Consider the following 12738-nt stretch of genomic DNA (forward strand, 5'->3'; position numbering starts at 1 on the left):
AAGCCTACAGCTAAGAGCCGAGCGATTGTGGGAAAAGTGTCCCCGGATTCCATCCGGGGCTATTCGTGTTTAACCCCTCCGGGGTTATTTGTCGTAAGACTATTTTAATAATCTTAACAACAACTCCATCGGGGTTAAATTATGAATAGCCCCGGTCTGGATGGACCCGGATGAAATTCGGGAAGCAACCAAGTAATGGAATCTCACATTAGAGGTGTTAAGAGAGGCGTATTTTTCTTTATAAAGATTAAAAGAACTCACCAAACCAATATTCAAGTGCAGCTTTATGGATGCCAAACTTACCCTTCCAAAGTCTAATGGGGTAATCCCATTCACTGATATGATTATTGATTGAACGTTTTTCTGGAGAAACAAAATGATTCGTATAACCTTGAGCCCTTGGATGTTCAATGATATTGCAAAAACTTAATGTTTGTAATACACATCTTCTTTGCCAGTGATTGGATTTAAACAATTTTTTGCTTGCTATTGACTTTTCCAAATCATTTGGCGTATCATTTTCCTTCGCTTGAGATACCGTATTAAAAATTTCCTTTAGTATAGAAACATCATTTAGTGTGGGTTTTATCTCTGGTAAAAGAGAGTGCTGCTCTAGGTGAAATGCCAGCAGTGGAACCGATAAATGATCGTCAGGCGTAGAAGCACAACCTAGGGTGAATCTGTCTTTATTAATGCCAGATAAGTCGATTCTTTCTGGGTCTTCCAAAAAAAAGTCTCCACAAATAGGACAAGGTTTGCAATCATTTAGTGGTTTAGAATACGAATGAGCAGGAAAATTCAGAGCTAAAACGTAGGCTGATAAGCCACTTCTCCAATCCAGTCTATTACTTGAAAAGCTTGCTACAAAAGCAGAAGTTACTTGTCTTTTTGTAACTTTTCCCCTTGCTTCAAATAGCCAGTCAATTGCCTGATTATGAGATAAAGTTATCGCATCAAACATTAATCCCGCACGCTTGGCATATTCAAACTCTTCAGCTGATGGAATATGATATGAATTTGTCTCCCGAATGTACTTTCCGTAATTAATATTTTTAACGCTTTTTGATCCATTTAGACTATTTGACAAGGTGAGGATGCGTCCAAATATATATTTTTTCAACCATTGTCAAAGACTCGATAAAAAGGACTTTCAAATAAAATGAAGAGTTCTTTTTCACCCTAAACTTCCTCGCTTACCCCTGGTTCAAGATATCCTCTCGTTCCTACGATCACGGCAGGTTTCTACCTGCCTCTTCCAAGCCTGTCATCCAGAGCGAAGCGAAGGAACTTACGGGTCTTTCCATATACTTTCAGTCAGGTAAGGTTATCCTAAGACTAGGTAAGCTCTCTCCCTGCGTTCGAGAAGACAGCTGTGGGAATTCGTTTATACTAAGGTCCGGCGATTATATAACTCTAGACAATTCCTTGATCTTTAGAAAAATATACATTTCAACAGCCCATAAAAAAAGCGACCTTCAGCAATGCTGAAAGCCGCTTGACTTCTCCAAACACAAGACATTATTTCATGCCAATCAAATCCTTGTTTTTCAGGTATTTCTGAATAGTAGCTTTGATTTCGGCTTTGTTAGCAGCGGAAGCTTTGGGTGCTTTCAGATAGGCACTCGCCAGAGCATCGAGGGATTGATTCAGGCTTTTACCGTCTACTTTTTTCTCTAGTTCGATGCCTTTTTTCTGGGCAATCAGGTCACCCCAGACGTTACGAACGTCCACCCAGAAGGTACGATTGGTTTTCCACCATTCTTTGGCAGAATTGCAGGCGGCGTCTTTTACGCGATGGTAATCGTTAATGCCTTTTTCGTAAGCAATTACTTTTTCGCCTTCGGGTGTGCGTAAGATTTTGCCATTGTCCTGATCGTGAAGGTAGCCGTAATCGGTAATAACGATCTGGTTGCCACGACGCATGACGTTGTAATCATTACGCGTAGTATACTCGCGGCGGGGCAGGGGGGCGTCTGTGGTGTTTTCCCACACGTGACGACCATCGGCGTGGAACCAGGTTGCCGAGCCTTCGTAACGTGGACTGTCATCTACCTCAAAAACCTGTTGTGACCACTGACCTTTGGCTTCGGAAGTGGGTAATGATTTGTATTTCCAACTGGCCTCTTTGTCGTAAGCGAGCAGATCGGTATTCTGAAATTTCCAGTCTTCCCGCCAGTGTTTGATAATCGTGCTATCGTTAATAACCAACAAGTGCATCAGCACCAGCTTGTTAGGCGTTTCTTCGTCCACGAAAACATATTCAAGAGCTCCCATTTCTTTCCGTTCCTTGAACTTGTATTCAGGATTGGGGGAGAATGTCTCGGCGTATTTGAACGTAATGGCATGACAGCCACACTGCCCTTTGATGGCCTGAATGTCGGCGGATTTTTGAGCAAAAGCTGAGGTAAATAAACCGCCTAAGGTTAGGGTAAGTAAGATACGTTTCATTAATAAACAATTTTAGATGGTTGCTCGGACACGGGCATTGACTCGGGGGATTTCATCCATTTCCAGGATTCGAGGGTTAATAAAGAACTCATGATCATCACAAACGTGAGTAATAAAAGTTGCGAAGGGTCCCCTTCCTTAAGCTCGCCCACGACGTGGCTGATATGAGCCAGCGTGAATGGAACGCTCAGAAAGAAGTTTACCCTCCGCCACGCGATAGATTGAAGATAAAGCAGGCTTACCGCCCAGATGAGCGGGAAAATTTCGAAGATAAAGCGTATGATTACCAGCGAAGTAGGCTTTTGGCCATTCGCCCCTTCCTGTACGATATTAATTCCGTAAAACAGATCGCCAACGTGAAAATTGAAGTGCAAAATCATGCATATCGTCGTCAGAACCCAGAAAAATAAAATGCGTAAACGGGAAAGGGTGATCATTGGGGATAGGTGTTTAAAATACGTTGAGCTTCTACAATCAGGCTGACTTCTTCCATCATGCTGATGAGTTCTTCCAGCTCGTTTTCGGAAAGAATGATACTTAAGTTCAAAACTGGCGAACGCATCAGTAATTCCTTGCCGTGGCTGGTGGGGAAATACACCAGATTAGAACGTTCATGTAGCATTTCCAGAAAATACTGATAGTCATCTCCGTTGAAAATCAGCAGGATATTGTTATAGGCGACGTTGTAAGTAAGACAGCCTTCACAATAGCCAATGTATCCATTGGGATGCTGCGTGAGCGTTCGGAAGCAGTGATCTTGGTGCATAAAAGCCAGTTTTGAGCGTGATGACTAACAATCGGATGGGCTTATTTCACGGCCAGTAGCTGACAATGAATATCCAGTTTCTTCAAGGCTTCAGCAATGCGTTCAGGAGCAATCCACTCACTGAATACTTCAAGTGAATGACTAATGAAATCCACGCTGAAGCGGGTAATGCCGAGTGAAGCCAGTGTTTCTTTGATGAGCTGAATCCCCAAAGGCGAATCCAGATTGGTTTGAAAGCTGATTTGTTTCATTGTAGTAGAGTTGAATAAGGGAATGTTCAAGTAAAGGGTACTACATGTTTAAAAACCACTTCTTTTATTTAGACTAAATATAATTAATGCAAATGTGCATGATACTTTTTTTTCTGGCAAGCTCTTTTCATTAAAACTTTAGAAAAAGTGCTTTGGGTAACCCCGGTACCATGGATTTTTTAATTAAATAGCTAATTATCAGTAAAGTAACCAGAGTAATAGGAATGTGTATCAGGAAATGAGTAGGCAGTAAAGAAAACACAAATTATTTTATTTAGAATGATTATAAATAAAATAACTCTGTTACATTTGTTGCGGGGAAGACAATCCCACATTTCAGACACAACCTAATAAGCCTTATGAAAACATTACTTTTTCGGACAAACATTGATTGTCCATCCCGATTGGCTCAGGCTTCGTATGGTCTGGATGGTCTACGGGGGCGTTATTACCGCTATAGTGTAGATCTGTTGGAAGCGAATCACCTACTGACCATCGACACGGAGAGTTTACAGTCACAGGAAATCATTCAGGCCATGCAGAAAAAGGGAATTACCTGTAAGGAATTCAGGCCTGCCAAGAATACAAATCAGTATGCAAACTTCTAAACAAAAAACGCCTTCAACTGAAGGCGTTTTTTGTTTAGAATCAGATGGTATCGTGAAGCGTAATGAATAGGTTAACCTGGCCGAAACGCTCGATTGCTTTCTGTTTATAAAGGGAAGGATCTTCTGAGTTAGAGCCTACTTCATAGGCCAGATCATCGCCATTTCCCACGCCGAGTCGATGCAGAGCGGTTTGTAGAGCTTCTTTATCTTCATCGACCAAAAGAATTTTTGCTCCCTGTTCGCGAAGAATTTCTGCCAGGGTTGTAGCTACGCTTCCGGCTCCTCCGGTGATTACAGCCACTTGATTTTCTAGTTTTTTCATAAAAGCAGATTAATCTGGGTTGATGGTTATTTTTCTTTTTTGACTTCTTCGGTAATCACTTTCTTCATTTCCCGAAGGCCTACTTCCGGCACCGCCAGCCATTTCAAGCTGGCTACCATACCTGCAATGTTGGTGTGGTTCTGATGGCGGGCTTTCCAGGCATTCCAGGTTTGTACAAACGCACGGTCTTTCTCTTCAAAATGACCGCGATTAACAATTTCTTTGAGGGTATCGTAACTGTCGTTCCCCTGCGTATTGCCGCCTTTTTTCCAGATTTGGGGATGATTCTGACGAATATCTTCAGCGTAATCCAGCAGCTTTTTCATCGACTGGGTTACCTTCGGAAGTCTTGTAGTTGCTGTAGCCATAGCTCTCTTTTTAAAACGCTAGACTCAAAAAACTCGTACCTCTAGTATAGAACGAAGCCTTAACTCTTTTTAACACGCAGAGAATTAAAGCTTTAAACCTCAGGCACGAAATTTGAGTCATAGGAAGAAAATAGCTGAAGCCATGAAAAAATTATTGATCATAGGAATACTAGCTCTCGGCAGTTTGCTGACGGGCTGTTCGTCTCGGGTTTATTCAGATGGATATGGATACAATAGCGGATATTACGGTCCCTATTATGGCCCATCGTACGGATACCGGCCTTATTACCGGCCCCGGGTTTATAGAGCTCCCGCTCCTCGGGTATACCGAAAAAACTGGAACCGGAATTATAACTATCGACCCGCACCAAATGGTGGAAGAAGAAATGATTCATTCCGGGGGAATCGGGGTGGTGGGCCCAGAACCAGAGGACCGAGGTAAAAAAGAAAGCGGCAGGAATCGAATTCCTGCCGCTTTCTTTTTTACTATATCTATAAACTACAGAGCCGCTACTTTGTCCAGAGCTTGCTTGAAGTCAGCTACCAGGTCATCGATGGCTTCCAGCCCCACGGCTACCCGAACCAACCCGTCGGTAATGCCTACCTCAGCTCGTTCTTCCTTACTCAATTTTGAGTGCGTTGTGCTGGCAGGATGCGTCAGAATTGTACGGGTATCACCAAGGTTAGGAGAAATCGAAGCAATCTCCAAATGCTGCGTAAGGGCGTTTACTGCCGCAAAACCGCCTTTGACTTCCAGAGTCAGGATGGCTCCGCCGTACTTCATTTGCTGCTTGGCTAAGTCATACTGAGGGTGGCTTTCGAGGAAGGGATAATGCACTGCTGCTAATGCCGTGTTACCCTCCAGAGCACGAGCCAGCGTCAGAGCATTTTCGCTGTGAGCACGCATCCGTACGAATAAGGTTTCCAGACTTTTCGATAGAACCCAGGCGTTAAAGGGTGACATCGCAGGGCCGGTATGACGAGCAAAAAAGCGAATGGGTTCAATCAGGTCTTTACGGCCTACCAGAATACCGCCCAGTACGCGACCCTGACCATCCATATATTTGGTAGCCGAGTGCATAACCAGATCAGCCCCTAACTCAATTGGGTTCTGAATAACGGGCGTTGCAAAGCAGTTGTCTACCGCCAGAGCTACGTTATGTTTTTTGGCGATGGCTGAAAGAGCCCGTAAATCCGTCAGCTCCAGACCGGGGTTTGAAGGACTTTCGCAGAAGTAGAATTTTGTATTTTCCTGCGTAGCAGCTTCCCATTGTTCAAGATTATGGCCATCTACGAAAGTGGTCGTAACACCCCATTTGGGCATAATCTTGTTCAAAATCTGAATGGCCGAACCAAACAGAGCTTTCGAAGCCACGACATGATCGCCTGCTTGCAGACTTCCCGCAAAGGTTGCGAAAATAGCCGCCATTCCAGAGGCAAAGGCAATGCCGTCTTCCCCGCCTTCCAGCAGACAAACTTTAGTAATGAATTCGTCGACGTTAGGGTTTGAATAACGCGAGTACACATTCCCCGATATTTCATCGGCAAACATCGCCCGGCCCATTTCGGCGTCCTCGAAGGTAAAGCTGGAGGTTAAGTATAAAGGAACAGAGTGTTCACGATTTTGAGAGCGTTCGGCCTGGGCCCGAATCGCCAGCGTTTCTTTAGATGCCATGTATGCGAAGAGATTCGTTGGATTCAATTTTCTGCCTGCAAAGTTCGAGATTTAGTATATAAAACAGGTAATTATCTTTTAATTTGGAAAACAAATCTATACAATGAGTAATAAACAGTAGATATGTTTGGTGAGTAATGGTTTTTTAAATCCTTAGTAGAAAAATATTCTATGGAAAATCTGGATGAAATTGATCGACAGCTTCTGGCAATTCTTCAGAGGGATGCTTTTGTCTCGAACAAAGAACTTTCGCAACAGGTAGGCTTATCCCTGACTCCCGTGCACGAACGGGTCAAACGTCTGGAACGGGATGGGTATTTAAAGAGTTACGTGGCCTTGGTGGACCGCAAGAAAATTGGTCGGGAACTGGTGGCTTTTTGTCAGGTATCACTAAAAGAACATACGCAGGAGTTTATCCGAGAATTTGAGGCAAAAATCGGTAGTTTACCGGAAGTAATGGAGTGTTATAATATTGCCGGGCCGTATGATTATCTACTGAAAGTGGTGGTAAAAGACATGGACGATTACCGTCGTTTTGTGGTGGAGCAACTGGCAGCTCTAGCCCATATTGGCGGGCCGCAGAGTGTCTTTGTCATGGCCGAAATTAAAGTTTCAACTATATATGACCTATAAAAGATGAGTTGATCCATTTACAGATAAATACAATAGCACTTTACCTTCTGTTTTAGTCAGTTCAACCTATCTGAAGGCAGTTTCGCCCTTCGGTCTATGCATTCTGCTTTTGTAGTTTCTACAAATTTGTCAAATGGACAAAAACGAACGGAACCTCTGCTGGTATTCGGCATTATTCATTACGCTGGTGATTAATTCAGCCCGATTACTGGCTTTGCGTGAGAATGGAATCATGGCCCGGTACTGGCAGTTTAACGTAGCTGAATACAGCTTCCAATTTCTGTTCAACTATGGGTTCTGTATCGTATTATTCACGCTCAATTTGGGAAACAGAGAATTTCTGGCCGGCTACCGAAAAAGGGGACAATTAGGCTTGTATTACTTCTTCAATGCTCTTGTCGTTATTTTCTTGATTGGCTTAGGCAGTATAAGTCAACACATACTCTTTCCAAATGCTCATTTACATAGCTTGGTATTGAAAGGCTACATAACACGGTTTCTGTTAAGTACGATATTGGTAGCTATTAGTGTACGCTTGTTATTACTAATACGCGAAAGCCAAAAGAAAGACTATGCGAATGCACAGTTGAAAGAAGCGTATTACCAAGCTCAGTTAGCCTTACTGAAAGGACAGCTTGACCCGCATTTCCTGTTCAATTCACTAAGCACTTTGTCAGGGATAGTGAGAGAAGATCCGGTACTTGCTCAATCGTATATCCTACACCTGTCCAAAGTGTACCGCAATACGATCACCAATACTGAAACAGCATTGGTTCGAGTTTCTGATGAACTGACTATCATTCATTCGTATGCTCAGTTGATTTATATGCGACTCGAAGAAGCTTTCTGTCTACAGATAGAGGTTAGTTTGGAGGCACAGAATGCCTGGTTGCCTCATCTTTCTTTGCAACCTTTGCTGGAAAACGTAGCCAAACATAACATAGCCACCCGAAAAAAACCTTTGGTAGTGACTTTCTGCGATGAAGATGGCTGGCTGATCATCCGTAATAACCATCAGCCCTTAATCAATGCAGGTTATAGTACGGGTACTGGATTGGTAAACCTAAATGAGCGTTTTCGCTTACTTACAGAACGTGAAATCGAGATTGAGCGTACAAATGAATGGTTCATCGTTCGGTTACCTTTACTAAAAGGAGCCCGGAGTTTAGCCAAAGAAAAATAATACTAAAAGCTATCAGTCATAAATGAGCAGATAAGATGATATGAACAGATTACGAATCGTGATAATAGAAGACGAAGCAGTCACTGCACGCAATTTAGCCCACTTGCTAAGGTCCATAGAAGCCAAGGTACATATCATGGCTCTGTTACCGAGTATAGATGAGGCTATAGATTGGTTCAATGAAAACCCGGATGAATACGATCTGATCTTCTCTGATATACGACTAACAGATGGACTGTCTTTTGCGATCTTTGAGCAAATCCCGATTGACAGACCCGTTATTTTTGTAACGGCCTATGACAATTATACCATTGAAGCTTTTAAAAATCAGGGTATTGATTATATCCTGAAACCTTTTGATGAAGAGGAACTTCGCCGGGCCCTCAGTAAATTTTACAAGCTCGTTCACGCGGTGGAATCTATGGCCGGGCAATTGAAGCGGCCAGTTCTATCGGACCTATTCCATCAGTCAGCAAAATTTTACCGAAAATCTTTTCTGATTAATTACCGTAACAAGCTTATTCCCATAGGGTCAGCCCAAATAGCGTGGTTCTATACTTCCAACGAAGTGGTCTATCTACAAACGATGCATAATCAGCAGTTTACTAGTGAAGAGACGTTGGAACAACTGGAACAACAACTCGACCCAGAGCTATTTTTTAGGGCCAATCGACAATACATCGTTAACCGCTGTAGCATAAAGGAAGTCGAATATTATTTCAATGGAAGACTTTTAGTAAAACTTGAGCCTTCCGCTCCAGAACACGTGCTCATTAGTAAGGCACGGGCTACGAGTTTTAAAAACTGGATGAATTATTAACGGACTTATCAAAGGTATTTATAGATCGGGCTTTTTTCTGTTTCTCCATTCTTTCCGCATAGAGTCTACTACGTTATTAAGATCATTCGCCCCTTCTTTAAGCAGGTTCGGCCGAATCATTAAAAACAACTAGATCATAACGATTCATCTTTGCATCATTACTCACCTAAACAAATCTCAACGTGAAAAATGTAAGCAAGATAGCTGCCTTTCTGGTGGTTTGGGTCATTGGCAGAGGCATAGGGTCCGCACAGGATTTTGCAAAACTAAAAAATAAATCCCCTGAGGAAAAAGCCCAATGGCAGACCGAATGGATGAAAAAAGAACTGAACCTCTCGGAAAAGCAAATCAGTCAGGTACAGGTAATTAATCTGAAATATGCCCTAGAAAATGATTCCATGTTAAAAAATGAGGGAAGTAAAATAGCCAAACTCAGGCAATGGAAAACCAAACAAAAGGAAAAAGAGAAGGAGCTGGGAAAGGTTTTCTCCAAAGAACAATTCAAACAATACCAAGCCATTCAGAGCGAAATAAAGGAAGAATTGAGAAGCAGAAATCAACTGAAAAAAACGTACTGAAAATGAGAATCGTCGTCTTTGCACTGATTACCATATGGCTTTCCAGTACAGCTTGCTCAAAGGATAGCGAAGGAAAAAATACGCAATCTGATGTGCCGGATAGCACTTTGCGGGGGCCTATACAAAAACCTACGTCTGGATACGGTGCCGAGGGATCCTATACGGTTGCTGAAATAGCCTTCACTAATCCTGAATATACGGATACTCAGGTATCCATTTTTTATCCTCAGGGCATTACCTCACCTAGGGCCACTATATTTTTTTCTCATCCTTTTGGGGGAGAGGATAAAAAATACAATATAGAATTATTCAAATTCATTGCTAAAAAAGGGTACGTAGTGGTTTTTGTACCCTACCGTACCGTAGACACGGGTATAGAGCACCGTTATCAGACACTTTGGGAGGGATTTGTTAAGGCAGCGACCGATTATCCAGCTATCATTGATACGCAAAAAGTGGGTTTTATGGGGCATTCTTTTGGGGGCGGAGCCAGCATTGACCTGGCCTATAAAGCTTTTACGGAAAAAAACTGGGGAACAAAGGGCCGTTTTTTATTTATTATGGCTCCCTGGTATAGTTTCAATTGGGATAGTGAACGTACTACTCAACAGCAATTACTGAATTTTCCCGCTAATACTCAAATGATTACTCAGGTGTACGATGAGGATATAATCAACGATCATCGCATGGCCATTGACATCTATAAGAATATCCGTATTGAGGAAAGTGAAAAGGATTTTATTTATTTCAGATCGTCAACTATAGCAGGCTACACGTATACTACTGATCATGTCATGCCTAGTTCACGTAAAGCCTTTGATGCCTTGGATTACTACGGAGTTTATCGTTTGCTGGACGCTATGATGGATTATAGTTTCAACCATAGCCCAGCGGGTAAAAAGATTGCTTTAGGCAATGGTTCCCTTGCTCAGATAACCATGCCTAGTTATCATGGACAAACAATGGCTCCGCTGGAAGTAACGGATTCCCCCGTAGCTAAGTACCCGCAAAGTAAATACCAATTCCCCTGTAGCCGTACGACTAATCCACGAGTAAACTATTGCGAGTAAGACACGAAAGACAATGACATAAAGCTTTATTTAAATATTATGTAATTGTTAAGATTAATAGGGATGAGAAAACAATTTGATAACGTGCTGTACTTTTGCAGCGTTTTCAACATTCCCAATAAGTGAACAAGATACTGGTACGTATTGGACTGACCGTCAGTCTATTCATTAGTGTGCAACTCGCTTCGCACGCCCAAACTTCACTCACCTCTCCGGCTCCCTGGGGTTCCTGGTTTATCGGAACCGTCGTTCTTCCTGGCGGTGAGAAAAAATGGGGCGGTTTCGCGGAAGTTCAGTTTCGAAGTAACGCCCTTTTTCAGCAGGTTTTCTACAACGAATTAAAAGGAGGAGTTACCTACGACATCAATAAAAACTTCACCGCCGCCATTGCTGGAGGACGTTATGCTACGTATGATTATAAGGAGTTATCCGATGGGCCACTCAACATTGAAGGCCGTTTGTGGGAGCAATTCACGATTAATCAGTATCTATCCCGACTTCGTTTTGAACATCGGTATCGCGTCGAACAACGCTGGTTTAGTTTTCGGGACGGAACACATCCGTATCGGAATCGGATACGTTATCGGCTCAATATGTTTATTCCGCTTAATAACTCAAGTCTGAAAGAAAAAACGTATTTCATTTCCATCTTCGATGAGATATTCCTTAATCCCATTGGGCCGACTTTTGAACGAAATCGTCTGTTTGCGGGCCTAGGTTACCAGATGAACAAGCACGTAACGGTTCAGTTAGGCTGGGTGAATCAGACCAATTATAGCCCTGCTACGTTCGATCAGGGCATCTTTAAGCCCATCGCCCATTCTGGAAAGAATAATGTTTTCATTTCGCTAAACTATCGTCTCAATAGTGTGGCGTCAGAAAAACTTCCTTCGCAAGTCGATTAATCCTAGTCGCCTAGCATAAAAAATCCCGGTTCATAGCACTTACGAACCGGGATTTTTTATGCTTAGGAATCAGCAATTAGTGATCGCCGAAACGCTTTTCTCCGGCGGGAATTCGCACCGCCAGTTTATTTTGTTTGAGTGGCAAAGGGCAGGTAGCGTATGGCGTAAACGCACAGGGAGGATTGATAGCCTGATTAAAATCCAGAATGGTATTGCCATCCGCATCAGGCTCTTCCACGTAAATGAAGCGGCCTGATCCATAGGTTTCGGTTTTATTGGTAGCGTCACCAAATACAATGAAAAGCTCACCTTTGCCCGTAGCATCCAAACGGTACGTTTTTCCGTTGAGTTTGAATACCAGCGTGCCCGCTAGTGGTTGCTCTGAAGTCTGACCAATCATGTTTACGATAGAAACGGTGGTTGGCGTAGCCGGTTTTTCAAGATGAGCTTTCACCCGATACGTTTCATTGATGGGGTAATGCTCTATGCCATGAAAATTTTTCAGTTGTTCGCTTTCCAGATCACGCAGACGAACGCCGTATTTATCGCCGCGTTTGATAATCACCCAACGCAGCGATTGATGCTGAAGGGTAGGCACATTTCTGGAATGGTCAGAAAAAATCGTTTGAGTTGCGGTAATTTTTTCACCATTCATTAGCACCTCCGCCTGAGCATCAGGCGTGAACGTGACTTCTCCATTTTTCAACTGGAAGTTCCCAATGTGTTGATCTCCAGCAGGAAAAACTATTTTATTATCCGAAACACTTCCCACGGTATTATCGCCCTCTTTGAGCCAGAAAAGTCCGGCCAGATTCAGCCAGCCGTTTTCCTCTTTCAAAGAGTTAATCCGTTTCTGATGCCAGGCTTCAAGTTTAGCTTTATAAGCTGGGTCTTCCGAAGCGGGCGTAAATGAAGCCAGCGACAGAACAGTGAAAAGAACGATGATAGATCGATAAGTCATGGGCGACTACCTATTTTGATTTGAGAGACGAAGATACTTTAATATCTATTAATTATATAGATTATGTGTGTTAAGAAGTTTAAAATTTTGTAATTGCTTTTCTGTTAGTAGTTTACGCTTTACGGAGTATAAAAAAATACTTATCAATGG

General features: G+C 42.7%; 17 protein-coding genes. 8 read left to right on the plus strand and 9 right to left on the minus strand.

All coding sequences use genetic code 11. The features are described from left to right. Positions 1-247: 247 nt before the first annotated feature. From QE357_RS08875 to QE357_RS08895, 5 genes are all read right to left on the minus strand, one after another. Positions 248-1087 (minus strand): hypothetical protein, encoded by an 840-nt coding sequence (locus tag QE357_RS08875; protein ID WP_309706788.1) that lies wholly within the window; start codon positions 1085-1087, stop codon positions 248-250. A 431-nt stretch (positions 1088-1518) separates the two neighbouring features. Further along, on the minus strand, positions 1519-2448 hold the full coding sequence (locus QE357_RS08880) for a DUF6607 family protein (protein ID WP_309706790.1): 930 nt from the start codon (positions 2446-2448) through the stop codon (positions 1519-1521). Beyond that, positions 2448-2885: a hypothetical protein gene (locus QE357_RS08885; RefSeq protein WP_309706792.1), complete on the minus strand. Its 438-nt coding sequence runs from the start codon at positions 2883-2885 to the stop codon at positions 2448-2450. Before QE357_RS08885 ends, QE357_RS08880 begins: the two co-directional genes overlap by 1 nt. Then, on the minus strand, positions 2882-3214 hold the full coding sequence (locus tag QE357_RS08890) for a DUF6686 family protein (protein WP_106638076.1): 333 nt from the start codon (positions 3212-3214) through the stop codon (positions 2882-2884). The genes QE357_RS08885 and QE357_RS08890 overlap by 4 nt, the downstream gene beginning before the upstream one ends. A gap of 41 nt (positions 3215-3255) precedes the next feature. Then, complete coding sequence (locus tag QE357_RS08895) at positions 3256-3465, minus strand: hypothetical protein (protein WP_309706795.1); 210 nt, start codon at positions 3463-3465, stop codon at positions 3256-3258. 359 nt (positions 3466-3824) lie between these two features. On the opposite strand from QE357_RS08895, the gene QE357_RS08900 reads away from it, so the two are divergent. After that, entirely contained in the window at positions 3825-4073 is a 249-nt protein-coding gene (locus tag QE357_RS08900) for a hypothetical protein (RefSeq protein WP_106638074.1), read from the plus strand. A gap of 40 nt (positions 4074-4113) precedes the next feature. Here the strand turns inward: QE357_RS08900 and QE357_RS08905 are convergent, their stop codons facing one another. Further along, the gene (locus QE357_RS08905) at positions 4114-4395 is read right to left on the minus strand and encodes a hypothetical protein (RefSeq protein ID WP_307142791.1); all 282 of its coding nucleotides are present in this window, start codon (positions 4393-4395) and stop codon (positions 4114-4116) included. A gap of 26 nt (positions 4396-4421) precedes the next feature. Beyond that, positions 4422-4763, minus strand: a complete 342-nt coding sequence (locus tag QE357_RS08910) for a hypothetical protein (protein ID WP_309706798.1) — start codon at positions 4761-4763, stop codon at positions 4422-4424. 142 nt (positions 4764-4905) lie between these two features. On the opposite strand from QE357_RS08910, the gene QE357_RS08915 reads away from it, so the two are divergent. Then, complete coding sequence (locus QE357_RS08915) at positions 4906-5205, plus strand: hypothetical protein (RefSeq protein ID WP_157830438.1); 300 nt, start codon at positions 4906-4908, stop codon at positions 5203-5205. Positions 5206-5262: 57 nt separating this feature from the next. On the opposite strand, the gene QE357_RS08920 is transcribed toward QE357_RS08915, so the two are convergent. Beyond that, the gene (locus tag QE357_RS08920; protein WP_309706801.1) at positions 5263-6438 is read right to left on the minus strand and encodes an aminotransferase class I/II-fold pyridoxal phosphate-dependent enzyme; all 1176 of its coding nucleotides are present in this window, start codon (positions 6436-6438) and stop codon (positions 5263-5265) included. Positions 6439-6609: 171 nt separating this feature from the next. Here QE357_RS08920 and QE357_RS08925 point away from each other — a divergent pair, with 171 nt between their 5' ends. The 6 genes from QE357_RS08925 to QE357_RS08950 all read left to right on the plus strand — a co-directional run bounded on the left by QE357_RS08925 (position 6610) and on the right by QE357_RS08950 (position 11627). Then, complete coding sequence (locus QE357_RS08925; protein ID WP_309706803.1) at positions 6610-7071, plus strand: Lrp/AsnC family transcriptional regulator; 462 nt, start codon at positions 6610-6612, stop codon at positions 7069-7071. Between the two features lie 133 nt (positions 7072-7204). Beyond that, entirely contained in the window at positions 7205-8254 is a 1050-nt protein-coding gene (locus QE357_RS08930) for a histidine kinase (RefSeq protein WP_309706805.1), read from the plus strand. Positions 8255-8294: 40 nt separating this feature from the next. Beyond that, positions 8295-9074 carry a LytTR family DNA-binding domain-containing protein gene (locus QE357_RS08935; protein ID WP_309706807.1) on the plus strand — a complete coding sequence of 260 codons (780 nt, stop codon included), beginning with the start codon at positions 8295-8297 and terminating at the stop codon, positions 9072-9074. Positions 9075-9256: 182 nt separating this feature from the next. After that, positions 9257-9652 carry a hypothetical protein gene (locus tag QE357_RS08940; protein WP_309706809.1) on the plus strand — a complete coding sequence of 132 codons (396 nt, stop codon included), beginning with the start codon at positions 9257-9259 and terminating at the stop codon, positions 9650-9652. Between the two features lie 2 nt (positions 9653-9654). Then, positions 9655-10722 carry a hypothetical protein gene (locus tag QE357_RS08945; protein WP_309706810.1) on the plus strand — a complete coding sequence of 356 codons (1068 nt, stop codon included), beginning with the start codon at positions 9655-9657 and terminating at the stop codon, positions 10720-10722. A gap of 122 nt (positions 10723-10844) precedes the next feature. Continuing rightward, positions 10845-11627, plus strand: a complete 783-nt coding sequence (locus tag QE357_RS08950; RefSeq protein WP_307142795.1) for a DUF2490 domain-containing protein — start codon at positions 10845-10847, stop codon at positions 11625-11627. 76 nt (positions 11628-11703) lie between these two features. Here QE357_RS08950 and QE357_RS08955 read toward each other — a convergent pair whose 3' ends face one another. Continuing rightward, positions 11704-12588 carry a DUF1684 domain-containing protein gene (locus tag QE357_RS08955; protein ID WP_309706811.1) on the minus strand — a complete coding sequence of 295 codons (885 nt, stop codon included), beginning with the start codon at positions 12586-12588 and terminating at the stop codon, positions 11704-11706. Positions 12589-12738 lie beyond the last annotated feature (150 nt).

The sequence above is a fragment of the Siphonobacter sp. SORGH_AS_0500 genome, assembly GCF_031453245.1.
Taxonomy (GTDB): Bacteria; Bacteroidota; Bacteroidia; order Cytophagales; family Spirosomataceae; genus Siphonobacter.

What these genes read in the sequence shown, in the direction of transcription:
- QE357_RS08890 (WP_106638076.1), bottom strand. Translation starts at nt 3,214, where the DNA reads ATGCACCAAGATCACTGCTTCCGAACGCTCACGCAGCATCCCAATGGA.
- QE357_RS08905 (WP_307142791.1), bottom strand. Translation starts at nt 4,395, where the DNA reads ATGAAAAAACTAGAAAATCAAGTGGCTGTAATCACCGGAGGAGCCGGA.
- QE357_RS08885 (WP_309706792.1), bottom strand. Translation starts at nt 2,885, where the DNA reads ATGATCACCCTTTCCCGTTTACGCATTTTATTTTTCTGGGTTCTGACG.
- QE357_RS08880 (WP_309706790.1), bottom strand. Translation starts at nt 2,448, where the DNA reads ATGAAACGTATCTTACTTACCCTAACCTTAGGCGGTTTATTTACCTCA.
- QE357_RS08900 (WP_106638074.1), top strand. Translation starts at nt 3,825, where the DNA reads ATGAAAACATTACTTTTTCGGACAAACATTGATTGTCCATCCCGATTG.
- QE357_RS08920 (WP_309706801.1), bottom strand. Translation starts at nt 6,438, where the DNA reads ATGGCATCTAAAGAAACGCTGGCGATTCGGGCCCAGGCCGAACGCTCT.
- QE357_RS08910 (WP_309706798.1), bottom strand. Translation starts at nt 4,763, where the DNA reads ATGGCTACAGCAACTACAAGACTTCCGAAGGTAACCCAGTCGATGAAA.
- QE357_RS08935 (WP_309706807.1), top strand. Translation starts at nt 8,295, where the DNA reads ATGAACAGATTACGAATCGTGATAATAGAAGACGAAGCAGTCACTGCA.
- QE357_RS08895 (WP_309706795.1), bottom strand. Translation starts at nt 3,465, where the DNA reads ATGAAACAAATCAGCTTTCAAACCAATCTGGATTCGCCTTTGGGGATT.
- QE357_RS08945 (WP_309706810.1), top strand. Translation starts at nt 9,655, where the DNA reads ATGAGAATCGTCGTCTTTGCACTGATTACCATATGGCTTTCCAGTACA.
- QE357_RS08925 (WP_309706803.1), top strand. Translation starts at nt 6,610, where the DNA reads ATGGAAAATCTGGATGAAATTGATCGACAGCTTCTGGCAATTCTTCAG.
- QE357_RS08930 (WP_309706805.1), top strand. Translation starts at nt 7,205, where the DNA reads ATGGACAAAAACGAACGGAACCTCTGCTGGTATTCGGCATTATTCATT.
- QE357_RS08955 (WP_309706811.1), bottom strand. Translation starts at nt 12,588, where the DNA reads ATGACTTATCGATCTATCATCGTTCTTTTCACTGTTCTGTCGCTGGCT.
- QE357_RS08915 (WP_157830438.1), top strand. Translation starts at nt 4,906, where the DNA reads ATGAAAAAATTATTGATCATAGGAATACTAGCTCTCGGCAGTTTGCTG.